A 25,347-nucleotide genomic window follows, 5' to 3' on the forward strand; every position below is an offset into this window, starting at 1 on the left:
ACCATGGACATTCCTGCCTCGATCATCGTGATTTCGCCGCACCTGGACGATGCCGTGTTCAGTTGCGGCAACCTGATCGCCGCGTGCCCAGCGGCACTGGTCGTGACCGTCTTTGCCGGCGAGCCTGCTGCAACACTTGATGCGCCGGAATGGGACCTTGCCGCCGGGTTCACCAGCGGCGCCCAGGCCGTGCGAGCGCGGCGGCAGGAGGATGGGCGTGCCTTGCGGCGACTGGGTGCCGAGCCGGTCTGGCTGGACTTTCTCGATGGCCAGTACGGCGAGCGGCGCAGCGCGGTGGACATCGCCGTGCGCCTTGGCCGCCTGCTGTCCTTGCAGCAGCGCGCCACCATCGTCGCGCCGATGGGCGTGTATCACCCCGACCACGTCCTCGTGAACGCCGCCTGCATGCTGCTGCGCGAGGCCGTAGCGGTAGACCAGTCGGCGTTGGCCGCCGGCGACGCCGAGACGCTGATCCCCGCCCCCCAGCAGTGGTTGTTCTATGAAGACGCGATCCACCGCTGCATGCCCGGCGCGGTGCAGAGCCGCCTGGCGGGATGGTGGCAGGAGGGCCTGGTTGCCGCGCCCGTGCACCTGCCGGTGTCCCAGCAGCAGCTCCGCAAGTCGCAGGCCGTGGAAGCCTACGAGAGCCAGTTGCGGCTGTTCAATGCCCAGCAACTGGCCGATATCAGCGTGCCGGAGCGCTACTGGAGCCTCGACCCGCTCGCCAATGCCCGCGGTGCGCGGCCCAATGAGCGGTAGCCGTTACCCAACGTTGTAAGGCTTACCCGGCCCTACCAGTACGTGGCGATGTAGGCCGCCAGCATCAGCGCGATGCCGCCGAGGATCAGCGGATGGGTCCAGACCCGGCGCGGCTTGCCGCGCAAACGGTGCATTTTCTGGTGCTTGTCCTGCACGTCGCCATGAAGCATGGAATCTCCCAGGTGAGTGAGCCCATTCGGGCCAGGTCTCCGCCATGTGCAGATTGCGTGCCACCCCGCCCGGAACTTCGAGCGGAACAGCCGGTCCTGCCGATAGGACCAGCTGGTCCCATTGAACCGCCCCGGCCGCTCCCCTAGAGTCAGTCTCCATAACACCGATACCCACCGGAGACAGGACGTGCACCCCAATCGACGACAATTCCTCGGCCGATTCCTCGGCCATTGCGCCGTGGCCGCAGTGGCCACCGTGGCGATGACCGCGTCCCCGCTGGCCATGGCGCAGGACAAGCCCATCACCATCGTCGTGGGCAGCCCGGCGGGCGGCACCACCGACGCGCTGGCCCGGCTGATCGCCCGCTCGATGGGGGACTCGCTCCATCGCACCGTGGTGGTGGACAACCGGCCCGGCGCGGGCGGCAATATCGCGGCGCAGTACGTGGCGCGCAGCACGCCGGACGGCAGCACGCTGCTGATGAGCTTCACCGGCCACACGATCAACGCCTCGCTCTACAAGAACCTGCCGTTCGATGCCGTGCGTGACTTCACACCCATCACCATGGTGGCGCGGGTGCCCAGCGTGCTGGTGGCGCGCAAGAACGCGCCGTTCGACACCACGGCCGGCCTGATCGACTATGCCAAGCGCAACCCCGGCAAGCTGAGTTTCGCCATCGGCGCGCAGGGCTCGTCGCTGCATCTGGCCAGCGAGCAGTTCAAGCTCCAGACCGGCACGGACATCCTCAACATCCCCTACAAGGGCACCAATCCCGCGCTGACCGATCTGCTCGGCGGCACGGTGGACCTGATGTTCGCGAGCACCGTGAACGTGCTGCCGCACGCGCGCAGCGGCGCGATCAAGATCCTCGGCGTCAGCAGCAAGGACCCGCTGCCGCAGTTCCCCGGCGTGCCGGCCATCGCCGCTACGGTGAAAGGCTTCGAGTCGAGCGCGTGGTTTGGCCTGTTCGGCCCGGCCAAGCTGCCGCCGGCCACGGTCGACCAGCTCTATCGCGCCGTGCGCGTGGCCGTGGAAGACCCGGCCTACCGGCAGCGCATGGAGACCGAGGCGGCCACGGCGGTGAGCATGACGCCGCAGCAGTTTGGACAGTTTGTCCGCAACGATATCCAGCACTGGGCCAAGGTGATTCAGGCGTCTGGCACGAAGGTGGAATAAGTGGGAATGACCGAAAATTCGCCGCAGATCGCGCCGCAGACGTTAGCGCAGAAGCTGCTGGCACGCGCCACGGGGCGCCAGCATGTGTCCCCGGGCGAGATCGTCACGTGTGGCGTGGATCTGGCGATGATGCATGACTCGGGCGGTCCCCGGCGCGTGAAGCCGATGCTTGAGAAGCTCGGTGCCAAGGTCTGGGACCCGGACAAGGTCGTGGTGGTGACCGACCACTACGTGCCCGCCCATGACGCGGACAGCCGGGCCATCGTCCAGCTCGCGCGGGACTGGGTGAAGTCCGCCGGCGTGGCGCGCTTCCACGACATGGAAGGCATCTGCCACGTGGTGCTGCCCGAGAAGGGCTACCTGCGCCCCGGCATGTTCGCGGTGGGCGGCGACAGCCATTCGTGCACCGGCGGCGCGTTCGGCGCGTACATGTTCGGCATCGGCGCCACGGAGATGCTGGGCGTGCTGGTCACGGGCGAGATCTGGGTGCGCGTGCCGGAGACCATCCGCCTGCATTGGCATGGCCGGCTCCAGCCGGGCGTTTCGGCCAAGGACATGATGCTGCGCATGTGCACGCAGCTCGGCATGGATGGCGGCCAGTATCAGGCCGTGGAGTACACGGGCGAGGCGGTGCGCGCGCTGCCGATGCAGGAGCGCATGACGCTGTCCAATATGACCGTCGAACTGGGCGCGCAGGTCGGCCTGATCGCGCCGGATGCCGTTACGCGGGACTGGCTCGCCCGCGTGGGCGTGGCCGATGCTGACCAGATCGACCTGGCCGCCTGGCAGTCCGACGCGGACGCGCCGTGCCTGGCCGAGCACCGTTTCGACGCCGCCGCGCTGGCCCCGCAGGTTTCCCGCCCGCACAGCCCGGCCGGGGCCGATGACGCCGGCGTGTTCGCCGATGTCTCGGTCGATATCGCCTATATCGGCGCCTGCACCGGCGCCAAGCTCGAGGATTTGCGGATGGCGGCCCACGTGCTGCGCGGCCAGCGCGTGGCCAAGGGCGTGCGGCTGCTGGTGGCGCCGGCCAGCGCGGCCGATCAGGCCCGGGCCGCCGCCGATGGCACGCTCGGCGCGCTGGAGGCCGCCGGGGCCGAATTGCTGCCCAATGCCTGTGGCGCCTGCGCCGGCTACGGCGCCCACCGCTTCGGCGAGGATTCCGTGGCCATCAGCACCACCGCCCGTAATTTCAAGGGGCGGATGGGCGCGGCCTCGTCGCAGGTCTATCTGGCTTCGCCCTACACGGTGGCAGCCTCGGCCATCGCCGGCCGCATCACCGATCCCCGCGAGGTCATGGCATGAACGCCCCCCAGAAACCCGTCTTCGGCCGCGCCTGGGTCTTCGGCGATGACGTCAATACCGACCTGCTGGCGCCCGGCGCCTATATGAAATACGGCATCGGCGAGATCGCCAAACACTGCCTGGAAGCGCTCGATCCCACCTTCGCGCAGGCGGTGCAACCGGGCGATGTGGTGATCGGCGGACGGAACTTCGGTGCCGGATCCTCGCGCGAGCAGGCTGTCGAGGTGCTGCGCCACCTGGGCGTGGCCGCCGTCGTGGCGCCCGCGTTCGCCGGCCTGTTCTATCGCAATGGCTTCAACCTCGGCCTGCCGCTGCTGATCTGCCCGGAGGCGGGCGTGGTGCAGCCAGGCCAGCGCGTGCATGCCGATATCGACGCCGCGCGGGTGCATGTGGCCGAGACCGGCGCGGTGCTCGCCTGCGAATCGATTCCGCCACACCTGATCGCCATGATTCGCGATGGTGGCCTGGTGCCACATCTCGCGCGTAAACTCGCGGCACGACAAATCGGACAGTCCCTCACGGAGGCAACACCATGAATCTCAAGGAACGGCTGCAGGCGCCGGGTATCGTCACCGCACCGGGCGTGTACGACGCCTTCTCGGCGCTGCTGGTGGAGCAGGCCGGCTTCCAGGCCGCCTACCTGTCCGGCGCCAGCATCGCCTACACGCGCTTCGGGCGGCCGGACATCGGCTTCCTGTCGCTGGACGACGTGGCGTCGGTCACGCGCAATATCCGCGAACGGGTGGACCTGCCGCTGATCGTCGATGCCGACACGGGCTTCGGCAACGCGCTCAACGTGATGCAGACCGTGCGGGTGCTGGAGCGCGCCGGCGCCTCGGCGATCCAGTTCGAGGACCAGGCGGCGCCCAAGCGCTGCGGCCACCTGGACGGCAAGACGCTGATTTCGGCCCAGGAAATGGCCGGCAAGATCCGCGCCGCCTGTGACGCCCGCCGTGACGCCAACACGCTGATCGTCGCCCGCACGGACGCCGTGGCGGTAGAGGGCCTGGAGCCCGCGCTGGCCCGGGCGGAGATGTTCGCCGATGCCGGCGCCGACGTGCTGTTCGTGGAGGCCCTGCGCAGCCGCGAGGACATGGGCACGGCCATCGCCCGGCTCGGCCACCGCGCGCCGCTGCTGGCCAATATGGTCGAAGGGGGCAAGACGCCGGTCCTGCCGGCGGCGGAACTCGAGGAAATCGGCTTCCGCATCGTGATTTTCCCCGGCGGCACGGCGCGGGCGCTCAGCTTCGCGCTGCGCGACTACCTCGGCAGCCTGGCCGCCCACGGCACCACCACGCCGTACCTGCCCAGGATGCTGACGTTTGCCGAGCTGAACGAGGTGATCGGCACGCCCGAGATGCTGGCGCTGGGCAAGCGCTACGAATAAGGGGGAGGTTGCCGAGGTTGCGGAGGGGGCGCGGCGCGCGTACCGTGGCGAGATGTTCGTTACGCCACATTGTTAAGCCACCTGCCATGTTGCCCGATGTCGACATCACGCTGCCCCGGTTCCAGCAGGTTCGCCTGATCCTGCGTGACCGCCTCCGCGCCGGCTTCTACGAGAGCGGGCTGCCCATGCCCGGCGAACGTCAGTTGGCCGAGGAATTCGGCGTGGCGCGCGTGACGGTGCGGTCTGCGCTGGCGCGGCTGCAGGAGGAGGGGCTGGTGGCCCGGCTGCGCGGCAAGGGCACGGTGCCGACCGTGCCGTCCGCGCGCCACGAGGCCCCGCCCGGCGCCGCGCTGGGCACGTCGCACGGCGGCGGCCTGCTCGACAACATCGTCAGCATGAGCCTGCGCACGCGGGTTTCCGTGCTCGAATGGCGCCAGATGGCCGCCCCCGCCCGGGTCAGCGCGGCGCTGGGCCTGCCGCCCGGCGCGCCGGTGCTCAAGGTGGTGCGGGTGCGCAAGTTCAAGACCCATCCCATCGCCTATACCGAGGTCTTCCTGCCCGCCGACCTCGCCGTGGCCATCGATCGCCATACCCTCCAGGACACACCGATGCTCGTGGCGCTGGAGCAACACGGCGTGGAGGTGGTCTCCGCCGAGCAGACGCTGGGCGCGGCGGCGGCGGACCTGGACGTGGCCCGCATCCTGCGCATCGCACCCGGCGTGCCGCTGTTGCGCGTGTCCCGCGTGGCCAGCGACCGCAACGGCCGGGCCGTGCAGTTCCTGGTGGGCCTGTATCACCCGGAGCGCTACGCCTACCAGATGCGGCTCACGCGCGTGGGGGCGTCTACCAAGGTTTGGATCGACGCGGATCCGTCCACGCAGCCCGCCGCCAGCGACGACGTCTAGGCGGGTTCCGCGCCGACAGCCCATTGGGAAGAAGTCCTACACCCGCCGGGCGCCAGCCTTCCTACACTGTCCATTAGCGCCGTGCCCCCGGGATACCGGAATCCGGGCGCGGACTGTCTCAACCTGACCGATGGAGACCTCACCATGAACAAGGATCAAGTGAAGGGCCGTGTGGAAGAGGCCAAGGGCAAGGCCAAGGAAGTCGCCGGCAAGATGACCGGCAAGACCACGACGGAAATGAAGGGCAAGGCGCAGCAAGTGGCTGGCCGCACCCAGGCCGCGTACGGCGACGCCAAGCAGGACATGAAGGACACGAAGAAGCCGCGCTAAGGCAAGCCGGCCCAGGTCGGTCCAAGCCGGAAAAAAGGGCGCCTGGGCGCCCTTCGGTAACGCAAAAAAGGCGGGGTGGCTCCCCGCCTTTTTCATGGCAATGACCAGGGAACTACCGTTTTCGGAGAAGTGCGATTGTGCGATAGGAGCATGTCTCCCTAGCATGGTGGATCATTACGGCTAGATCACTTGCGCGGCCCGCTAGGGATGGCGCAATCCACCCATGGCAACAGCACCAACCAGACAATCAACAGGCACGCCACTGAAGACGCTGAATTTCGCGTTTCCCTTCCGAAAGGCACCGCCAGGCCCTGGCAGGGTCTCAGAAGCCTTCAGGGATCAGCACGAATTTCTTAGGCTATTGCGCAAGGAGCCTGACGGCCCCTATGCGGTCAGCAAGAAGGGCCTTTGGCACGGAGGTATCCATATCTCCGACGCCGGCGCAGGCACATCGCTCGATCTGAGGCATGGTGTCCGATGCATGGCCGATGGGGAAGTGGTCGCATGGCGCGTCAATCAGCACTATCCGAAGGCCGAAATTCCACAGGGTCCCAGCCACCCTCCGTTCACCGCGCAGTACAGCACCGGTTTCGCGCTGGTGCGCCATCGCATGGAGTTCCCGAAGGACTGCATGCTGACTTTCTACAGCCTCTACATGCATCTGCAAGACCTTGTCGACTATGAAGCCGACAAGGCGCTACGCCGTCCGGCGTACTGGTCCACCTGGTTCAAAGTGGGGCCGAAGACGAACGACCGGCAGGATAGGCGCGTCGGCCAGACGGCGGCAGCCGCGCCGCAGATCGGTCTCCGCGTCCGTGCCACCAAGGCAGGTGGGACTGTGTTGGGAATTCTGCCTCGCGGCGCACACTTCAGCCTGTTGCAGCGGGACGGCGACTGGGGCCAGATCGATGAGGTACACGAACTGGCAATTGCGGCACCTGCGGTCGGTGGCTACGTGGCGCCGGGCGCGGCGCACAAGGGATGGGTCTACCTAGGACGGGTGAGCGGTAGTGCCATCGTGGAACCCTTCGTGCCTGCAAGTGCTGTGGATAGAGTTGTCGTGCCGTCGAAACCGATTCCGATCCGCGCGGGCGGACTCATCGGGCACCTGGGGCGAAATGATTGGCTCGCTGAGCGGGCGGTGGCTCGCATGGTCCACCTCGAGATGTTCTGTGACGACAGCATTCAAGCCTTCATCGAAACGGGTAGAGGCTGGATCAGGGAGCATGCAGCGAAGCCAGCAACCTGGCAGCAATTCGGCCTACGGCCAGAGCCCACGATTCTGCGGATCGACAGACAAACCAAACTCTTCATGGCCCCGGACCAGGAAGGCCGGGATCCACCAATTTCCGACGTCATTCAGGTTTACACCATCGAAGAACTGGCTCGACGGCAGGTCAAGCCATGCGTGGAGAAGGAGGCCGGTTGCGATGGCAAGTCGCTTCGGTGGTGGAAAGTGGATAGCGCGGACGTACGTCGTCGGGACATTTCGGGATGGGTGCGTGAAGAGAATTTTCCCGGGGGACGGATCTCCCGGGAGTTCGCGCAGAAGTGGGTGGATTTTGCTTTCTTGCATGCGAAACATGATCGTACTCACACCGTTTTTGCCACGCCTCAGGCGTACCTGGACTACATCACCGGGGCGGAGGTGCCAGAGGCCGGGGCTATCGATAAGCTGAGCCCGTTGATGCGCGAACTCTGTCGCCAGCTCTATGTGACGGGCGACGGCGCGCACGCGGCAAGCCAGCTTTGCCGGGCTTCCGAAGATCCCTGGGCCGCTGCCATTGCTTCGCGATTGATCGTCCAGCATGAGAGTGAATGGGCGAATCCTGGGAAGTGGTCGGCGTTGATTGTCGAAATCCAAAAGAAGGGTGGAGACGCCGCCGCCCTGAAGGCCGAACACAGGAAAATTCAGGCGTTGACGTGGTGGGAGGAGGTGAGTGCCCGCCTCCCCGCTTTACCGGCGCCAGAGGTCTTTCACCTACATCCGATCGGTGTGATCGGAAACTTCATCCGGCACCGCCGGATTGACATCGAAAAGTTCGTGGCGCTTTACAAGGAAGCGCATCCGTCTAAATTTGGTTGGTACCCGGAGAAAGGGGCAGCAAAGCAAACGCTTCCCGCGCTATCGCGGACATCGGAAGATAATCTGATGACCCTTATGGGTTGGCTCGACGAACTCTATATATCCAAAGGAAGTACGTTCAACATCCACTATGTGGCGTATATGTTGGCGACGGCCCGGCTCGAGTCATATGAATTCCTAACGGCGACTTTCTTTGGCCCCGTTCGAGAAGAATTATCCTATGACGCAGCCGAGATGAAATATGGATCCGGCCCGGGTGCCAGCAATCCGAAACGCGCGAAAGCGCTTGGAAATACGAAGGTCGGCGATGGTCACAAATATCGAGGGAGAGGGCTGGTCCAAATTACCTGGCAGGCAAACTACGCGAAGTTCTGCGAAGTCGCCGAGATCGATCTGTTGGCGGAACCGGATGCGGCCCTGGAATGGCGCAGGGCGGTGTTGATCATGGTCGAAGGCATGATACGGGGCACCTTTACCGGCAAGAGTTTGCCCCATTACATTAATAACGCCGGCGTGGACTATGTTGCGGCACGCCGGATCATTAATGGTACGGACAAAGATACCGTCATCGCGGAATATGCGACGAAATTTGAATCGTTACTGAGACAGTGCCTGTGAAAAATATCATTCCGGCCATATTGCTCGCTTGCGCCGCTTCGTTCGCCAATGCATCCACAGTGTGCTCCGAGGAGGTGACCGCCTGTGAACTATACATTCAGGAGATGGAAAATCTGGTCGAACGGAGCGGGAAGTTGATCGCCGGTGAGCTTAATGCCAGCATTCTGAGCAGCGTAGATATCTATAAGTACGGCGAGCAATATGTACTCGTCAAGGAAGCATTCCAGAATGACAGAAATACCCGTTTCATTCCATTGATCAGAACGAGCGCCGGGTGGAGATTCTCGTCTGTTTATTCGCTCCGCATCGATCTTGTTGTCTCATCGCAAGAAAACGGTTTGAAGTGGTCGGCATCGATGGCCAAGCTTCCGGAGGCCGAAGTCAGCGGCGCGTCATTCGATGCGATGGAGGCGCTCCCGAAAAGTCAAATCCGACGTGTTCGATTAGTTAAACACCTAGACCCGAAGCTGCGCGCTTCAAGCGTAGGCGGCCAAAAAGCAGCGTCCGCACAACCATGTTTTGTGCCACGGGTCGATAAGGAAGCGTATCTGCCCATTGGAACGATTGCCTGCAAGCCGATCACGGGACTCAAGCGCGATGGCCAGCACGACCTCTCGGGGCACATCGGCCCGAACCGCTTTGTCGACATGTCCCTGAGGAAGAATGGGAGCGAATTAAGTGGTGAGCTTAAGGATTTGAATCAGACCGGCTCGTCGTTCGCGTTGCGGGGCAATCTCAGCACAGACGGGAAGCTCGCACTGACGGCGTATGACGTCGGTGGAGGGGTTGCAGGAACTCTCAGGGGTTCGATGAAGGACGGCAGGCTTGCCGGCGATTGGGCGCCGTCGAATGACGGCGGCCCAAAGCTTCCATTTTTCCTCTACCTGCAGGGATTCCCAGCGTAGCTGTGCGGGAATAGTGGGCGGTTGCGGCCCCTTACTCCCCCAGCCCCGGCAGCACCCGCCCCGGATTCAGCAAATTCTTCGGGTCCAGCGCCCGTTTCACCTGCCACATCAGTTCGAGTTCGACCTGGGACTTGTATTGCCGCAGGTCGTCGCGCTTGGCCACGCCGATGCCATGTTCGGCCGAGATCGAGCCGTTTTCGGCGTGGGCCAGGCCGTCCACGAGGTCCGAGACGGGCTTGTACCACTGGCCGAGGAAGTCGGCGGCGCTGCGGTCCTTGGGGCGGAGCGGGTTGAAGTGGACGTTGCCGTCGCCCATGTGACCGTAGATGACCATGCGCGTGGCCGGTTCCAGCGCCAGCACGCGGGCGGAGGCGTTGCCGATGAATTCGGCGATGCGCGACAGCGGCACCGAGACGTCGCACTTGATGCTGCCGCCGGTGCGCGTCTGGGCGTCCGAGATTTCCTCGCGGATGCGCCAGAAGGTCTGCGCGTCGGCCCCGCTCGCCGCCACGGCGGCGTCCTTGACCCAGCCGCGCTCCAGGCCGCTTTCCAGGATCTGCATCAGCGTGGCGTTCAGCGCGGCCTCGTCGGCGCCCGAGGTCAGCTCGATCAGCACCATCCAGTCGTGCCGCTCCGCCAGCGGCGAGGCGGTGTCGCCCAGGTACTCGAGCACCAGCTCCAGCGCCGGTGCGGAGATCAGTTCGAACGCGGTCACGGCCGGGCCGGCGATCTGGCGCGCTTCGCCGAGCAGCTTCACGGCGGCGTCCGGGCTTTCCACGGCGATAAAGGCCACCGCCGACGCGCGCGGCTGCGGCATCAGCTTCAGCACGGCGGCCGTGATAATGCCCAGCGTGCCCTCGGCGCCGACGAACAGGTGCTTGAGGTCGTAGCCGGTGTTGTCCTTGCGCAGCCCGCGCAGCGACGAGAACACGCGCCCGTCCGGCAGCACCACTTCCATGCCCAGCACGAGATCGCGCATATTGCCGTAGCGCAGCACGGCCGTGCCGCCGGCGTTGGTGGAGAGGTTGCCGCCGATCTGGCAGGAGCCCTCCGAGCCGATGCGCAGCGGGAACAGCCGCTGGCTGTCCTCGGCGGCGGCGCGGGCGCCGGCCAGCGTCACGCCGGCCTGCACGGTCATGGTGTCGTTGATCGTGTCGATGGCCAGCACGCGGTTCATGCGGCGCAGGTTGATGACCACGGCGGTGCCGCTGTCGTCCGGCACGGCGCCGCCCATCAGCGAGGTGTTGCCGCCCTGCGGCACCACGGGCACCTCGTGGGCGTAGCACCACGCCATGACCGCGCTGACCTGCTCGGTCGTGGACGGCAGCACCACCACGGGCGACTTGCCGCGATACAGGCGGCGATAGTCGGTGACGTACGACTCGGTGTCGGCCGCGTCAGTCAGGCAGCCGGAGGCGCCGACGATGTCTTGCATCGCGGCGAGGATGGTTTCGGGAGAGGGCAGGGCGGTCATCGCTTGGAATTCTGGCAATCAGCAATCAGGCAATCAGTAGGCGGCGCCGGGGCGCGTGGCGGCGGCGGTGGCCGTGTCGGGCAGGAACTCGGCGGCGAGCTTGCGGGCGGCGTTGGCATAGACCAGCACGTCCACGCCGGTGGCGACGAAGGTGCAGCCCAGTTCCAGGTAGCGGCGCGCGAGCGCGGGGTCGGACGTCAGCGTGCCAGCAGCCTTGCCGCTGGCGATGATGGTGCGCATGGCGGCTTCGATCTGCGCCTGCACCTCGGGGTGGCCGGGCTTGCCGCGATGGCCCATGGACGCCGCCAGGTCGGCCGGGCCGATAAACACGCCGTCCACGCCATCGACGGCGCAGATCGCCTCCAGATTCTGCATGGCGGCCACAGTCTCGGCCTGCACCAGCAGGCAGACTTCGTCATCGGCAATGTCGAGGTAGTCCGTGCGCGCGCTCCACTGCGACACCCGTGCCACCGCGCTGCCCACGCCGCGCACGCCGAAGGGCGGATAGCGCGTGGCGCGCACCAGCGCCGCCGCCTGCTCGGCGGTATCGACCATCGGCACCAGCAGGGTCCGGGCGCCCACATCCAGCAGCTGCTTGATCAGCGCGGTCTCGCCGGCCACGGCGCGCACCACGGGCTGGGAGCGGTAGGGCGCCAGCGTCTGCAAGGTCTGGAGGATGGTGCGCACGTCGTTGGGCGCGTGCTCGCCGTCGATCAGCAGCCAGTCGAAACCGGCCGTGGCGGTGATTTCCGCCAGGTAGGGCGTGGCGGCGGACATCCACAGGCCGATCTGGGCCTGGCGCGCGGCCAGGGCGGCCTTGAAGGGGTTGTGGGCGGGCATCGGGAATCTCCTCTTTTGATGGGGTCGGCCGGTTTGGACCAAGGTGCTCAGAGCAGCTGGCCCTGGCAGAGGTACTTAGTATGCATGTAGTCGTCCAGGCCGTGGCGAGATCCCTCGCGCCCGTAGCCGGATTCCTTCACCCCGCCGAACGGTGCTGCCTCGGACGCCAGCGCGCCCTCGTTGATGCCGACGATGCCTGTTTCCAGCGCCTGYGCCACGCGCCAGATGCGCCGCACATCGTTCGAATAGAAGTACGCGGCCAGCCCGAACGGGGTGTCGTTGGCGTGGCGGACCACCTCGTCCTCGTCGTGGAAGCGGAACACCGGCGCCACCGGGCCGAAGGTTTCCTCGCCGGCCAGCGCCATCGCCGGGGTGGCGTTCACGAGCACCGTGGGCGCGTAGTAGTGGGGGCCGTCGGCGGTGCGCACGCGCGTGCCGCCGGTGACCACCTGCGCGCCATGGGCGACGGCATCCTGCACATGGCGGTCGATCTTGTCCACGGCGCGGGCGTTGATCATCGGGCCGATCTGCGCGGCCGGCTCGGTGGCCGGGCCCACGTGCAGCGCCTGCACGCGGGCGGCCAGCCGTGCGACGAAGTCGTCATGCACGGCGTCCTGCACGTAGACGCGGTTCGGGCACACGCAGGTCTGGCCGCCGTTGCGGAACTTGGCGGCCATCAGGCCGTCCACGGCGGCGTCCAGGTCGGCATCGTCGAAGACGATGAACGGCGCGTTGCCGCCCAGCTCCAGCGACAGCTTCTTGAGCGTGCAGGCCGACTCGCGGGCCAGATGCTTGCCCACCGGCGTGGAGCCGGTGAAGGTGATCTTGCGCACGCGCGGATCGGCCAGCCAGCTATCCACCACGGCCGGCGTGTGTTCGCGCGAAGCCGTGACGATATTGAGCACGCCCGCCGGCAGCCCGGCCTGCTGGGCCAGCCAGACCAGCGCCAGCGCGGTCAGCGGGGTGTCCTCGGCCGGCTTGGCCACCACGGTGCAGCCGGCCGCCAGCGCCGGGGCGATCTTGCGCGCGATCATCGCCAGCGGGAAATTCCACGGCGTGATGGCGGCCACCACGCCCACCGGCTCCTTGATCACCAGCATCTTGCGGCCCGGCACGGCCTCGGCAATCACGTCGCCGCAGATGCGCGTGGCTTCCTCCGCGAACCATTCGACGTAAGACGCCCCGTAGCGCACCTCGCCCGTGCTCTCGTGCAGCGGCTTGCCCTGCTCGGCGGAGATGATGCGGGCCAGATCTGCCTCATGCGCGAGGATCAGCGCGTGCCAGCGCTTGATGATCTGCGCGCGCTCCCGGGCGGTGCGGCGGCTCCAGGCGGGGAAAGCGGCCGCGGCGGCGTCGGCGGCCAGCGCGGCATCGGCGGCGTGGCTGTCCGGCACGCTGGCGATGACCTCGCCGGTGGCCGGGTTGGTCACGGCCAGCCGCTGGCCGGCGCGGGCATCGGACCATTCCTGGCCGACGAGGTTCTGCGAACGCAACAGGTCCGCCTGAGCGAGGGAATCAAGCATGGGTGCGGGGACGGTGGATGAAGGGTTAGCTGACGATGCCGAGATGCCAGGGCACGAATTCATGGTCGCCCAGGCCCAGCAGCTCGCTCTTGGTGGCTTCGCCGGAGGCGGCGCGCAGGATATGGGCGAAGATCTGCTCGCCCATCTGCGCCACGCTCAGTTCGCCGTCGAGCACGAGGCCGCAGTTGATGTCCATGTCCTCTTCCAGCCGGTGGAACATCGGCGAGTTGGAGGCCAGCTTGATCGTCGGCGCCGGCTTGGAGCCGAACATCGACCCCCGCCCGGTGGTGAAGCAGATCAGGTTGGCGCCGCTGGCGATCTGGCCCGTGGCGGCCACCGGGTCGTAGCCGGGCGAGTCCATGAAGACGAAGCCGGCCTGATCGATCGGCTCGGCGTACTCGTACACGGCCTGCAGTGGCGTGGTGCCGCCCTTCATGGCCGAGCCGAGCGATTTCTCAAAGATGTTGGCGAGGCCGCCCTGCTGGTTGCCGTGGCCCACCACGCCGTTGAACTGGGCGTTGTGGCCGGCGGTGTAGCGCGCCCACCAGGCGAGGCGGTCAAGCAGCTTCTGGCCGACTTCGGGCGTCACGGCGCGGCGCGTGAGCATGTATTCCACGCCGTGGATCTCGGGCGTCTCGGAGAGGATGGCCGTGCCGCCGTGGCGCACCAGGATGTCCATGGCCGCGCCGAGCGCCGGGTTGGCGGTGATGCCCGAGAAGCCGTCCGATCCGCCGCATTCCAGCCCGATCTTGAGATGGCTGGCCGGCACCGGCTGCCGCGTGGCGGCATTGGCGGCGGGCAGCATGGCTTCGATCGCCCGGATGCCGGCGGCGATGGTTTCGCGCGTGCCGCCGGTGTCCTGCATCACCAGCGTGTGGAGGTTCTCGCCCGGCACCAGCCCCTGCGAGTCGACCAGCGAGGCCACCTGGTTGCGCTCGCAGCCGAGCCCGACGATCAGCACGCCAGCCAGGTTCGGATGGCGCGCGTAGCCGGCCAGCGTGCGGCGCAGCACATCGAAATGCTCGCTGGGGGAGGACATGCCGCAGCCGCTGCTCTGGGCGAAGGCGGCCACCCCATCGACATTCGGATACGCCGCCAGCCGCTCCGGCGTGAAGTGCGCGGCGATGTGCTTGATCACCGTGGCCGAACAGTTCACCGAGGACAGGATGCCGATGAAGTTGCGCGTGCCGACCCGGCCATCCGGGCGGACGTAGCCCATGAAGGTGGCGCGCTCGGCCTCGGGCACGTACTGCACTGGGCGCACGTCGCGGCAGAACTCGGGGTCGCGGTAGAAGTCCACCAGCCGCAGGTTGTGGCTGTGCACGTGCTCCCCGGCGGCGATGTCGCGGTCAGCCACGCCGATCACGGTGTCGTACTTGCGCACGGCCTCGCCCTGGGCAATGGCGCGCGCGGCAATCTTGTGGCCGGCCGGCACCTGCGCGCGGGCGCGCACGCCCAGGTCGGGCAGGGGCTGGCCCAGCGTGAGGTCGCTGCGCGCGATCAGCACGTTGTCGTTGGCATGGAGCCGGATGACGGGGTTCGGATTCACGATGGACGTTGCCGTTCAAAAATGCGTTGGGATCAGCTCAGGTCAGCTCTGCTGAAGCATTTCCTTCAGTTTCAGGCGCTGGATCAACTGGGTTTCCTGGTCGTAGACCGTGGACACGTACTTCTTGTAGTCCGGTCCGTCGAGGTACATCACGGGCGCGTCGATGCGGGCGGCCACGGCCTTGAACTCGTTGCTGGCCACGGCGGCGCGGAAAGCCTCGCGCAGCTTCTTCTCGATGGCCGGCGGCAGGCCCTTGGGCGCGCCGATGCCGTTGGGGGCCTCCACCACCACGTTGTAGCCCAGCTCCTTGAGCGTGGGCGTGCTGGCGAAGCGCGGCGTGCGCTGCTCGCCCCAGGTGGCCAGCAGGCGCAGCTTGCCGGCCTCCACATGCGGTGCCCACGAGCTGGAGTCCGCCAGCAGGTCCACCTGACCGGCCAGCACGTCCTGCAGCGCCTGCGAGCCGCCCTTGTAGGCGATGGCGTTGAACTTGACGCCGGCCGCCATCGCAAACTGCTCCATGCCCACGTGCGTGGCGCCGCCGATGCCGGCGTGCGCATAGGTCAGCTTGCCCGGGTCCGCCTTGGCGGCGGCAATCACGTCCTGCAGCGTGTGGAAGCGGGAATTGGCCGGCACGGCGATGCCGAAGGTCTGGCCGGAGGTGCGCGCCAGATAGGTCAGCTCGGTGCGCGGGTCCAGTTGCAGCATGCCAAGCTGGGAGAAGCGCGTGACGGAGATCGGGATCTGGCCGATGGTGTAGCCGTCCGGGTTGGCGCGCGCCAGCGCCTTGGTGCCGATCATGCCGGACGCGCCGGCCTGGTTTTCCACCACCACCGACTGGCCGAGCAGGCCGGCCGCCACCTGGCACAGCGCGCGCATCGACTGGTCCGCCGTGCCGCCCACGGGCCACGGGCAGATGAACTTGATCGGGCGCTCGGGGTAGGCCGCCGCGGCGCGGGCGCCGCTCGGCAGGATCAGCCCGGCGGTGCCGGTGGCAGCCGCCACGGCGCTGGCCGCACCGCCCAGCAACAGCCGGCGGCGGGCGAGACTGGTCGGCAGTTCTGAAGGGGAAGCGATGAGGGAAGCGGTGGGGATACCGTGTGGCATGTTGTCTCCGTCTCTTTTGTGTTTGCGTTCTGGGCGATGGTGCTTTGCCATCGCCATGCCCTCATTGTGGGCATGTCAGTCATAACAATCCAATCAAGAAATGGCATTGCTTCATAACCTTAAGGTTAGATAGACTGCCCGGATGGCCCATATCGACCGCGCGCTGCGCTCCAATATCAAGCTGCGCCACCTGCAACTGCTGGTGGCGCTGGACGAATTCCGCCATCTGGGCCGCACGGCCGAGTTCCTGGCCGTGAGCCAGCCGGCGGTGTCCAAGGTGCTGGCCGAGGTGGAGAAGATGCTGGGCATGACGCTGTTCACGCGCTCCACGCGCGGCACGGAGCCCACGCCGGCGGGGGAATCGCTGGTGCGCTTCGCGCGTTCGGTGCTGGCGCAGTACGAGGTCACGCGCGACGAGATCGAGTCCGTGGCCAGCGGCGCCGCCGGCCGGGTGCGGGTGGGGTCGATGGGCGCGGCGCTGCCGGTGCTGCTGGCGCGCGCCGTCACGCGGCTCAAGACGCAGTCCCCGCGCGCCACGGTGCTGGTGGAGGAGGGCGACCTGACGCACCTGCTGCCGCGCCTGCGCCTGAGCGAACTGGATGTGATCGTGGGGCGGCTGGAGCCCGCCTACGCGGCGCCGGATCTGGTGACCGAGCCGCTCTATGACGAGCCGATGGTGGCTATCGTCGGCGCCGGTCATCCGCTCGCCGGCAAGGCCCGGCCGGACTGGGCCGACCTCGCGGCCATGCCCTGCGTGCTGCCGCCGCCGTGGGCGTCGTTGCGCGTGAAGATCGAACAGACCTTTTTCCGGCACGGCCAGCAGCCGCCTGCCGATGTGATGGAATCGTCATCCTATCTGGCCGTGACGACCTTCGTCGCCCAGCGCGGCGCGGCAGGGTTCGTGGCGAGGTCGGTGGGGCAGCAGCTGGAGGCGGAAGGGCGCTTCCATGTGCTGCCGCTGGACGTGGAGGTGGCGTTGCCGCCCGTGGGCCTGATCCGGCTGCGCGAGCGCCGGCAGGCCCCGAGCGCGGAGCAGTTGATCGACTGCCTCCGGGCGGAGGCAGCGTCGATCCAATCGTCTGGTCAATCGTCGATCAAACCGCCGAAACGTCCCGCGCCGGCTCCGTCGCGCCGGACAACGGCGGATCGGTAACGATGGAGCGCAGCGCCGGTTCGGGCGCGGCCAGCGCGGCCAGGTCCGGCACCGGGCGGCGCAGGGCGGGCGAGGTGGCGAAGGCGGTTTCCATCGCCTGCGCCACGCCCAGCGTCTGCCGGTCCGCGCGGAAGCCACCCGTCACCTGAAGCCCGAACGGCATGCCGGCGAGGTCGGTGCCGCAGGGCAGCGCGATCGACGGATGCGTGGTCAGCGTGACCACATAGGTCAGCGCCAGCCAGCGGTAGTAGTTGGCCTGCGGCTGGCCGCCCACGGTGTCGGCGTAGAGGCGCGTCCACGGGAACGGGGAGACCGGCGTGGTCGGCGACAGGATCACGTCATAGTCCCGATACGCGGCCTGGAAGCGCTGCAAAATGCGCGTCTGCTCGGCCTGTGCCCACGCGCTGTCCACCAGCGACATGCGCGCGCCCATCTCGTAATTCGCACGGGTATTCGGCCCCAGGCTCGACGGATCGCGCGTGTAGGCGTCGTGCATGCCGGCCACGAAGCTCTCGGCGCGCAGCACGTCGAAGCAACGGTGTACATCGCCCAGATCGAACGCCACCGGCTCGCAGGTGCGGAACAGGTGCTTCATCGCGGCGATCTTGGCGCGGAAGGTCTGGCGGATGTTGTCATCCACATCGCAGCAGCCGAAGTCCTCGGTGTAGCCCACGCGCAGCGAGCCCAGGTCGACGTTGGCCGGCACCAGAAAACCAAGCGGATCGCTCTCGTAACTCAGCGGGTCCGTCACCGACATTCCGGCCGAGGCGGCCAACTGCAGGCAGGCATCGGCCACCGTGCGGCCCATCGGGCCGACCACCGAGATCGGCGTCCAGCCCAGCAGCTTGCGCGAACTCGGCACCAGCCCCGGCGAGGGCCGGAAGCCCACCACGCCGCACTTGGCGGCCGGAATGCGCAGCGAGCCGCCCGTGTCCGAGCCGGTGCAGACCGGCAGGAAGTCCGCCGCCAGCGCGGCGGCCGAGCCGCCCGAGGACCCGCCGGCATTGAGATTCGGATTGAACGGATTGCCGGTGGCGCCCCAGACCACGTTGCGCGAATTGGCGCCGGCGCCCATCTCGGGCACGTTGGTCTTCGCCGTGACGATGGCGCCGGCGGCGCGCAGGCGGGCCACCAGCACGTTGTCCTGCGCCGGCACATTGCCGCGATACAGCGGCGAGCCGAAGGTGGTCAGCAGGCCAGCGGTGGCCTCCAGATCCTTCACGCCGAGCGGCAGGCCGTGCAGCAGGCCGAGCGGCTCGCCGCGCATCACGGCGCGTTCGGCTTCGCGCGCCTGCTCGCGGGCGCGCTCGAAGTCCGTGGCCGTAATCGCGTTGATCTTCGGGTTGTAGGCCTCGATCCGCGCGATGCAGGCATCGAGCAGTGCGACGGGCGAGATTTCCTTGTTGCCGATCAGGCGGCGCAGTTCCACTGCCGACAAGGTCGGCAGGCTGTCTTGCAGGGGCATGCTGTCTCCGGAGCCAGGCGTCAGGGTTGGGTTACTCGGCCTGGATATTGGCGGCGCGCGCGATGGCGCGCATCTGGGGCGTTTCCTTGACGATCTTCGCGGCCACCTGCGCGCCGGTGGCGTAGGTCGGCTCGAAGCCGTTGTCGATCAGCTTCTGGCGCGTGGCGGGGTCCGCCACCACTTCGCCGAGGGTCTTCTCCAGCTTGGCCTTCACCTCGGCGGGCACGCCAGCCGGGGCGACGATGACGAGCCACGTGGCGGCGTCCATGCCGGGGTAGCCGCTCTCGGCCACCGTGGGCACGTCCGGCAGCAGGGCCGAGCGCTTGGCCGTGGTCACGGCAATCGCCTTGACCTTGCCGGCCTTCACCTGCGGGATGGCGGCGGTGACGGTGTCCATGCTGAACGGGATCTGGCCGCCGATCAGGTCGGTCATGGCCGGCGCGCTGCCCTTGTATGGCACGTGGAGCATCTTGGTGCCGGTGAGGGTTTGCAGCGCCTCGCCCGCGAAGTGCGCCGTGGTGCCGGCGCCGAACGAGCCATAGGAATACTTGCCCGGCGAGGGTTTGACCATCGCCACGTATTCCTTGAGGTTGTTGGCCGGCGTGTCGCGGTTGGCCAGCAGGATCAGCCCGGTCACGCCCACCTGGGCCACGGGGTCGAAGCTCTTGATCGGGTCGTACGGCAGCTTGGCGTGGATGGCCGGGTTGACCGTGAAGGTGGTGCCGGAGGTAACCAGCAGCGTGTAGCCGTCAGGTGCCGCCTTCGCCACGAAACTGGCGCCAACGATGGTGCCTGCGCCGGGTCGGTTGTCCACCACCACGGTCTGGCCGAGCCGTTCACCGAGCTTCTGGCCGACGATGCGGCCGATCACGTCAGTGGATCCGCCCGGCGGGAACGGAATCACGAGTTGGATCGGCTTGGTCGGATATCCGCCCTGCGCGGCGGCGGTGCCGGCCACGCTGGCCAGGCCGAGCGCGAGGGCGCCGGCCATGGGGGCCAGCGTCAGGCGACGGCCACGCGAAAAGCGATTCGAAAGACGGGGGGCGGGGAAAAGCATGAACAGGCTCCGGCGGTAGAGAGAAAGGACACGTCACAGGCTTCGTTGGATCTCATCGTAAGCCGGTCCATGCTTGCGGTGTGCGCAATCTTTCGAATATTCGATTGCCATATCGGCAATCTTCGCTAGACTGGCGACGTTGATGTCACGTGTCATCCCGGAGATTCCATGTCGTATCGCACCCTGCAGGAAACCGCCGTCCGCTACTTCCTGGAAGTGGTGCGGACGGGGTCGGTCAAGGACGCCGCGCTGAAGCTGAACGTGGCGCCCTCCGCCGTGAGCCGGCAGGTGGCGCGGCTGGAGGCCGAACTGGACACCCTGTTGTTCGACCGCCGCGCACGCGGGCTGGTGCCCAATGCGGCGGGCGAATTGCTGGCCGCCTACGCCAAGCGCACGCAACAGGACATCGAGCGGGTGACCGGCGACATCCAGGCCCTGCGCGGCCTGCGCGCCGGCCGGGTGCGGCTGGCCAGCGTGGCCGGGCTGGCGCACGAGTTCCTGCCCTCGCTCGCGGCGGCGTTCCGCGCCCAGCACACCGGCATCCGCTTCGATCTCGAGGTCTGCCCGCAGGCTGACGTGGCGCGCCGCATTCGCGACGGTGAGGCCGATATCGGCGTGACCCTGAGCGGGCTGCCCGAGCCGAGCATCGAGGTGGAACTGCGCCATCCGGCGCCGGTGCTGGCCATCATGGCGCCCGACCATCCGCTGGCCAGCCAGCGCCAGATCTCGCTCTCGCAGGTGGTGGCCTACCCGCTGGCGCTGGCGCCCGCGGACAGCTCGCTGCGCCAGTTGCTGGACACCAGTTGCAGCCGGCAGGGCCTGAACTACGAAACCATCTTTTCCAGCAATTACCTTGATTCACTGGTGTCGTTCGCGGCGGCAGGCGGGGGCGCGATCACGTTCTATGGCGAGGTGTCCGTGCGCAGCCGGCTGGCCGCCGGGCTGATCGCCGCCGTGCCACTGCGCGACCGCGAGATGAACGAGCGCTATATCGAGATCCAGACGCTGGCCAAGCGCAACCTGCCCGAGGCCGCCCGGGCCTTCCTCCAGCAATTGACTGATTCGCTGACCGGCATGGGGGATCTCCATGATTGACATGGATTGCCAAACCGGCAATCAAGTCTTCGATTCATTGCACATCATGGATGCACCGCCGCCCGGCCTGCCTTGGCAGAATCGTGGCTGACACCGCCCCCCCCTCTATATAGATACCTCTCGATATGACCGATTCGTCCGCGCCCGGTAACCCTTCCTCCTCCGCAGTCATCGTCCTGGGCGCCGGCATCGTGGGCGTCTCCACCGCGCTGGCCTTGCAGCAGCGCGGCCACGCGGTCTGTCTGGTCGATCGGCAGGCGCCGGGCCGGGCCACCTCCTACGGCAATTGCGGCATCCTCCAGCGCGAGGCGGTGCGGCCCTACGCCTTCCCCCGCGACTGGCAGGCGCTGCTGCGCGTGGCCACGGGGCAGGGCAACGACGTGCACTACCACCTGCGCGCGCTGCCGGCACTGGTGCCGGCGCTGGCCCGCTACTGGCATGCCTCGGCGCCCGCGCGCTATGCCGGCACGGTGGCGGCCTACAGCGCCCTGATCCGCCATTGCCTCGATGAACACGCGCCGTGGATCGCCCGGGCCGGGGCGCAGGACCTCGTCCGCCACGATGGCTGGCTGGAGGCCTACCGCAGCGAAGCCGAGTTCGACGCCGCCGCCCGCGACGCCACGGCCGTGGCCGCCGACCATGCGCTCGATCACGCCCTGCTGGACCGCGCGGCGCTGCAGCAGGCCGAGCCGGCCCTGCGCGACGTGCTGGCCGGCGCCATCCACTGGCGCGACCCATGGACCGTGAGCGATCCCGGCGAACTGGTCGCCCGCTATGCCGCGCTGTTCGAGCGGCAGGGCGGCACCTTCTGCCATGGCGACGCCGCCACGCTGCGCGCCAGCGGTTCGGGCTGGCAGGTGTCTACGGAGGACGGCAAGGTCGAGGCGGCGCAGGCCGTAATCGCGCTGGGGCCGTGGGCGGCGGATCTGACCACGCGGCTGGGCTATCGGCTGCCGCTATTCGTAAAACGCGGCTATCACCGCCACTATGCGACCGAGGCGATGCCGTCCAAGCCGGTGCTGGACGCCGAGAACGGCGTGCTGCTGGTGCCGATGCGGCAGGGCCTGCGCGTGACCACGGGCGCGGAGTTCGCCCATCGCGACGCACCGCCCACGCCGGTCCAGTCCGGCCGGGCCGAGCAGATCGCCGCGCAGATGGTGCGGCTGGGCGCCCCCGTGGAGGCGCAGCCGTGGATGGGTGCCCGCCCGTGCATCGCGGACATGCTGCCCGTGGTGGGCCGCGCGCCGCGCCATCCCGGCCTCTGGTTCCATTTCGGGCATGGCCATCAGGGGCTGACGCTTGGGCCGGCCACCGCCCGGCTGCTGGCCGAGCTGTTCGACGGGGACGCGACGTATGTCGACGCCGCACCGTACGATCCGCGTCGGTTTGGAGATTGAGCGGGCCGGACTTCGTCCGAGACGCCGACCCTCTCCCCCGGCCCCTCTCCCTCCGGGAGAGGGGAGAAAACGGCGAGATTTCCAAGTGCCGACGGTTTGCTCCCCTCGCCCGCTTGCGGGAGAGGGGTCGGGGGAGAGGGCCGGCGCTTCCCTTCACTGGCGCCGGCAGATTGCGGCTGACGCCGCGCCGCCGTCGGTTCGCCGCGTGGGGCTGTTGCGCCGGGTGGCGCCGGTGGTAACCTCCCAGCGTTCCCGATCCGCCACAAAGCCCCCCACCGTGCGCCATTCCGATCCGCAGATGTGGCGGTCCGCCGCCGACCAACGCGCCTATGAGGAAGCCCGCCGCAACGTGCGCGCGCTGCGCGGCTTCTATATCCACCTGACGCTCTACGTGGTGGTCAACACCATCCTCGTGCTCTGGAACGTGTTCGGCGCCTCGCACCGGCCCTGGTCCGGCGCGCCGCTGCTGGGCTGGGGCCTGGGGCTGACCGCCCATGGCGTGCTGGTCTGGAGCCGCGTGGGCCTGCTCGGCCGCCGCTGGGAGGAGCGCAAGATCGCCGAGTACATGGCGCGCGAGCAGGTGCGCACGATCTCCACCGAGAAGCAGCTGGTGGAGGCGCAGATGCGGCTGCTGCAGGCCCAGATCGAGCCGCATTTCCTGTTCAACACGCTGGCCAACGTGGTGAGCCTGATCGAGCCGGCGCCGCGCAAGGCGACGCTGATGCTCGAACACTTCATCGCCTACCTGCGTGCGTCGCTGGCCGCGAGCCGGGCTACGCAGGGCACGGTGGCGCAGGAGGCCACGCTGCTGCGCGACTACCTCGCCCTGATCAAGATCCGCATGGGCGAGCGGCTCCAGTACCGGATCGACGTGGACCCGGCGCTGAACGAGGTGCCGTTGGCGCCGATGCTGCTGCAGCCGGTGGTGGAGAACGCGATCCGGCACGGGCTGGAACCGAAGATCGAGGGCGGGCGCCTGACCGTGCGGCTGACGCGGCGCGGCGAGCGCATGCTGGCTTCGATCGAGGATGACGGCATGGGCTTCCGCCCATCGGCCAGCGCCGGCGTGGGGCTGTCCAACCTGCGCGACCGGCTGGCCGTGCTCTACGACGGCGAGGCACAGGTGCGCATCGAGGAGCGCTCGCCCGGCACGGCCGTCCACATCGACATTCCGCTGTCCGCCCCCTTCCGCAACGAAGAGACCCCATGACCCGGATGCCCACCGCCTTGATTGCCGATGACGAGGAACACCTGCGCACGCACCTGCGCGGCAAGCTGGAGCGGCTGTGGCCCGAGTTGCGCATCGTGGGGGAGGCGGCCAATGGCGTGGAGGCCGCGCAGGCCATCGCACAACTGGCGCCGACGGTGGCCTTTCTCGATATCAAGATGCCGGGGCTGTCCGGGCTGGAGGTGGCGCAGGGCATCGAGACCGATACGCGGGTGGTGTTCGTCACCGCCTTCGACCAGTACGCGCTGGACGCCTTCGAGCGCGAGGCCGTGGACTATCTTGTCAAGCCGGTGACGGACGAACGTCTGGCGCGGTCCGTGGAGCGGCTGCGCAAGGCCTTCCAGGAGGCGGCGCCGCTGCCGGAGCTGGCGCAGTTGCTGAGCCAGCTCACGCGCGGCCCGGCCCGCCCGGAGGCCGGCGCGCCGCCGTTGCGCTGGGTGCGGGCGAGCCGGGGCAACACCACCAGCCACGTGCCGATCCAGGACGTGCTGTACTTCCAGGCCGACGACAAATACGTGGTGGTGCATACGCGCGACGGCGAGCACCTGATCCGTACGCCGCTGGCCGAGCTGATGGAAGGACTCGACCCGGACACCTTCTGGCAGGTGCATCGCTCGACCATCGTCAATATGGAATACGTGGCCGGCACGCGGCGGGATGACAGCGGGCGGCTGTTCGTGCGCCTCCAGAATCGGGAAACCAAAAGCGAGACCGAACTGCCGGTCTCGCGCGCCTACGTGCACCGCTTCCGCCAGATGTAGCGGGCGAGGGGAGGTTTAGTCGCGGTTCATGAACTGGTCGATCTTGCGGGACTCCCAGTCGCGCCCACGTTGCGAGACGCGCCACCAGACCAGCAGGCCATGGATCGTCAGCCCCAGCCCCCAGGCCAGCGTGGTGGTGAGCGGCCACGGCCAGCCGGCCTCAAGCGAGCGGTGCGCCCAGCTGGGCGACGGCATGAACAGGAAGCGGAACCAGAGCCATCCGTTCACGGCGAGGTAGATCAGCAGGTGCAGATACCAGCCGCGCAGCGCCCGGACCATGCGGTGGGCGCGCCAGTACGCCATGGCGTTCTCGTCGGCGGGGTGGGTCGGGCGGTGCATCGCGTCGTGTCGCATCGGGAACCTCATCGGAAAGGGTGGATGAGGACAAATTACGCCGCCGGCGGGTGGGATGCCAGGGCGAGGCGCCGAATCGACGGATCCGCTTCGCGAATGACCGGAACGGGGCGTCAACGACAGGGCGCGTTGCAAGGGAATTGAAAGCTTATGGCGGGTTAACGCGCGACTATCGCAGCGATTAGACACATTAGCTGGAACAGTCTGTTGCCCATCCCGTCCATTGCATTGCAGCAATCACCACCTAATCTTCGTGGGACAGTTCTTTCGGTTACAACAAGGAGGTACCGCCATGAACCTGACGCTCGAAGCCATTCTGCCCGCCCAACGTGAAACCGGCGCGGCCGTGGGGGACTCGGTCACTGCCATTCAACATCAGGACATCGTTGTCGCGTTCTCCGCGCTGATGGCTTCGCAGCAAGTGGCGGTGCTGCACATGCTCTATCCGCGCACCGATGCGCGCACGCACCGCAGCCTCGGCCATCTGGTCAACGCGCTGCACGGCCACGGCCTGCATCGGGTGGCGGAACTGGTGGATCAGGAAGCGCACTACCTCGTCTTCAAGGACCCGACCGAAGCCTGGCGCGCCATGCACGAGATTCGCCATGACTCGCTGGCCATCGGCGTGCACCTGTACTACAAGGGCAAGACCGGCGATGCCGCCGAGGCGGCGCTGGACGTCGACGCCCATCGCGCGCACTGACT

At 67.6% G+C, this 25,347-nt stretch carries 24 protein-coding genes; 15 read left to right on the forward strand and 9 right to left on the reverse strand.

The annotated features are described in order from the left end of the window. The first annotated feature begins 3 nt into the window (after positions 1–3). Complete coding sequence (locus AC1DFU_RS02120; RefSeq protein WP_441592523.1) at positions 4–759, forward strand: PIG-L deacetylase family protein; 756 nt, start codon at positions 4–6, stop codon at positions 757–759. Between the two features lie 32 nt (positions 760–791). Here the strand turns inward: AC1DFU_RS02120 and AC1DFU_RS02125 are convergent, their stop codons facing one another. After that, entirely contained in the window at positions 792–929 is a 138-nt protein-coding gene (locus AC1DFU_RS02125; protein ID WP_441592524.1) for a hypothetical protein, read from the reverse strand. Positions 930–1,191: 262 nt separating this feature from the next. Between AC1DFU_RS02125 and AC1DFU_RS02130 the strand changes: the two genes are divergently transcribed. The 8 genes from AC1DFU_RS02130 (at position 1,192) to AC1DFU_RS02165 (ending at position 9,642) form a co-directional block, all read left to right on the forward strand. Next, positions 1,192–2,106, forward strand: coding sequence for a tripartite tricarboxylate transporter substrate binding protein (locus AC1DFU_RS02130; RefSeq protein WP_092301578.1), 915 nt, complete (start codon positions 1,192–1,194; stop codon positions 2,104–2,106). 6 nt (positions 2,107–2,112) lie between these two features. Further along, entirely contained in the window at positions 2,113–3,411 is a 1,299-nt protein-coding gene (locus AC1DFU_RS02135; RefSeq protein WP_441592525.1) for a 3-isopropylmalate dehydratase large subunit, read from the forward strand. Then, entirely contained in the window at positions 3,408–3,947 is a 540-nt protein-coding gene (locus tag AC1DFU_RS02140; RefSeq protein WP_441592526.1) for a LeuD/DmdB family oxidoreductase small subunit, read from the forward strand. Before AC1DFU_RS02135 ends, AC1DFU_RS02140 begins: the two co-directional genes overlap by 4 nt. Continuing rightward, positions 3,944–4,798, forward strand: coding sequence for an isocitrate lyase/PEP mutase family protein (locus AC1DFU_RS02145; RefSeq protein ID WP_441592527.1), 855 nt, complete (start codon positions 3,944–3,946; stop codon positions 4,796–4,798). Before AC1DFU_RS02140 ends, AC1DFU_RS02145 begins: the two co-directional genes overlap by 4 nt. 86 nt (positions 4,799–4,884) lie before the next feature. Continuing rightward, positions 4,885–5,703, forward strand: coding sequence for a GntR family transcriptional regulator (locus tag AC1DFU_RS02150; protein WP_441592528.1), 819 nt, complete (start codon positions 4,885–4,887; stop codon positions 5,701–5,703). Positions 5,704–5,847: 144 nt separating this feature from the next. After that, entirely contained in the window at positions 5,848–6,033 is a 186-nt protein-coding gene (locus AC1DFU_RS02155) for a CsbD family protein (protein ID WP_092301512.1), read from the forward strand. Between the two features lie 223 nt (positions 6,034–6,256). After that, positions 6,257–8,737: a chitinase gene (locus AC1DFU_RS02160; protein WP_441592529.1), complete on the forward strand. Its 2,481-nt coding sequence runs from the start codon at positions 6,257–6,259 to the stop codon at positions 8,735–8,737. Next, positions 8,734–9,642 carry a hypothetical protein gene (locus AC1DFU_RS02165; RefSeq protein WP_441592530.1) on the forward strand — a complete coding sequence of 303 codons (909 nt, stop codon included), beginning with the start codon at positions 8,734–8,736 and terminating at the stop codon, positions 9,640–9,642. Before AC1DFU_RS02160 ends, AC1DFU_RS02165 begins: the two co-directional genes overlap by 4 nt. A 31-nt stretch (positions 9,643–9,673) precedes the next feature. Here the strand turns inward: AC1DFU_RS02165 and AC1DFU_RS02170 are convergent, their stop codons facing one another. The 5 genes from AC1DFU_RS02170 to AC1DFU_RS02190 are packed head-to-tail and all read right to left on the reverse strand — an operon-like array spanning position 9,674 to position 16,132. Next, positions 9,674–11,116 (reverse strand): FAD-binding oxidoreductase, encoded by a 1,443-nt coding sequence (locus AC1DFU_RS02170; RefSeq protein WP_441592531.1) that lies wholly within the window; start codon positions 11,114–11,116, stop codon positions 9,674–9,676. Between the two features lie 33 nt (positions 11,117–11,149). Then, the gene (gene hpaI / locus AC1DFU_RS02175) at positions 11,150–11,956 is read right to left on the reverse strand and encodes a 4-hydroxy-2-oxoheptanedioate aldolase (protein WP_092301506.1); all 807 of its coding nucleotides are present in this window, start codon (positions 11,954–11,956) and stop codon (positions 11,150–11,152) included. A gap of 47 nt (positions 11,957–12,003) precedes the next feature. Continuing rightward, positions 12,004–13,479, reverse strand: a complete 1,476-nt coding sequence (locus AC1DFU_RS02180; RefSeq protein WP_092301503.1) for an NAD-dependent succinate-semialdehyde dehydrogenase — start codon at positions 13,477–13,479, stop codon at positions 12,004–12,006. Between the two features lie 25 nt (positions 13,480–13,504). Beyond that, positions 13,505–15,028: a UxaA family hydrolase gene (locus tag AC1DFU_RS02185; protein ID WP_441592532.1), complete on the reverse strand. Its 1,524-nt coding sequence runs from the start codon at positions 15,026–15,028 to the stop codon at positions 13,505–13,507. A gap of 42 nt (positions 15,029–15,070) precedes the next feature. Then, positions 15,071–16,132: a tripartite tricarboxylate transporter substrate binding protein gene (locus AC1DFU_RS02190; RefSeq protein WP_441592533.1), complete on the reverse strand. Its 1,062-nt coding sequence runs from the start codon at positions 16,130–16,132 to the stop codon at positions 15,071–15,073. A 142-nt stretch (positions 16,133–16,274) separates the two neighbouring features. Here AC1DFU_RS02190 and AC1DFU_RS02195 point away from each other — a divergent pair, with 142 nt between their 5' ends. Next, the gene (locus AC1DFU_RS02195; protein WP_441592534.1) at positions 16,275–17,285 is read left to right on the forward strand and encodes a LysR substrate-binding domain-containing protein; all 1,011 of its coding nucleotides are present in this window, start codon (positions 16,275–16,277) and stop codon (positions 17,283–17,285) included. On the opposite strand, the gene AC1DFU_RS02200 is transcribed toward AC1DFU_RS02195, so the two are convergent. Further along, positions 17,227–18,750, reverse strand: coding sequence for an amidase (locus tag AC1DFU_RS02200; RefSeq protein ID WP_441592535.1), 1,524 nt, complete (start codon positions 18,748–18,750; stop codon positions 17,227–17,229). The two genes, AC1DFU_RS02195 and AC1DFU_RS02200, sit on opposite strands and share 59 nt — an antisense overlap. A 31-nt stretch (positions 18,751–18,781) precedes the next feature. Continuing rightward, positions 18,782–19,741 (reverse strand): Bug family tripartite tricarboxylate transporter substrate binding protein, encoded by a 960-nt coding sequence (locus AC1DFU_RS02205; protein WP_092301487.1) that lies wholly within the window; start codon positions 19,739–19,741, stop codon positions 18,782–18,784. 234 nt (positions 19,742–19,975) lie between these two features. Here AC1DFU_RS02205 and AC1DFU_RS02210 point away from each other — a divergent pair, with 234 nt between their 5' ends. From AC1DFU_RS02210 to AC1DFU_RS02225, 4 genes are all read left to right on the forward strand, one after another. Continuing rightward, a complete protein-coding gene (locus AC1DFU_RS02210) occupies positions 19,976–20,902 on the forward strand; it encodes a LysR family transcriptional regulator (RefSeq protein ID WP_092301484.1) in 927 nt (308 codons plus the stop codon). A gap of 125 nt (positions 20,903–21,027) precedes the next feature. Then, entirely contained in the window at positions 21,028–22,299 is a 1,272-nt protein-coding gene (locus AC1DFU_RS02215) for an NAD(P)/FAD-dependent oxidoreductase (protein WP_441592536.1), read from the forward strand. A gap of 298 nt (positions 22,300–22,597) precedes the next feature. Beyond that, a complete protein-coding gene (locus AC1DFU_RS02220; protein WP_441592537.1) occupies positions 22,598–23,509 on the forward strand; it encodes a sensor histidine kinase in 912 nt (303 codons plus the stop codon). 5 nt (positions 23,510–23,514) lie between these two features. Next, positions 23,515–24,288 carry a LytR/AlgR family response regulator transcription factor gene (locus AC1DFU_RS02225; protein ID WP_441592574.1) on the forward strand — a complete coding sequence of 258 codons (774 nt, stop codon included), beginning with the start codon at positions 23,515–23,517 and terminating at the stop codon, positions 24,286–24,288. A gap of 15 nt (positions 24,289–24,303) precedes the next feature. Here the strand turns inward: AC1DFU_RS02225 and AC1DFU_RS02230 are convergent, their stop codons facing one another. Next, complete coding sequence (locus AC1DFU_RS02230; RefSeq protein WP_092301475.1) at positions 24,304–24,642, reverse strand: 2TM domain-containing protein; 339 nt, start codon at positions 24,640–24,642, stop codon at positions 24,304–24,306. A 292-nt stretch (positions 24,643–24,934) separates the two neighbouring features. On the opposite strand from AC1DFU_RS02230, the gene AC1DFU_RS02235 reads away from it, so the two are divergent. Then, positions 24,935–25,345, forward strand: a complete 411-nt coding sequence (locus AC1DFU_RS02235) for a hypothetical protein (protein ID WP_092301472.1) — start codon at positions 24,935–24,937, stop codon at positions 25,343–25,345. Positions 25,346–25,347 lie beyond the last annotated feature (2 nt).

The organism is Cupriavidus sp. 10L45 (genome assembly GCF_056395225.1).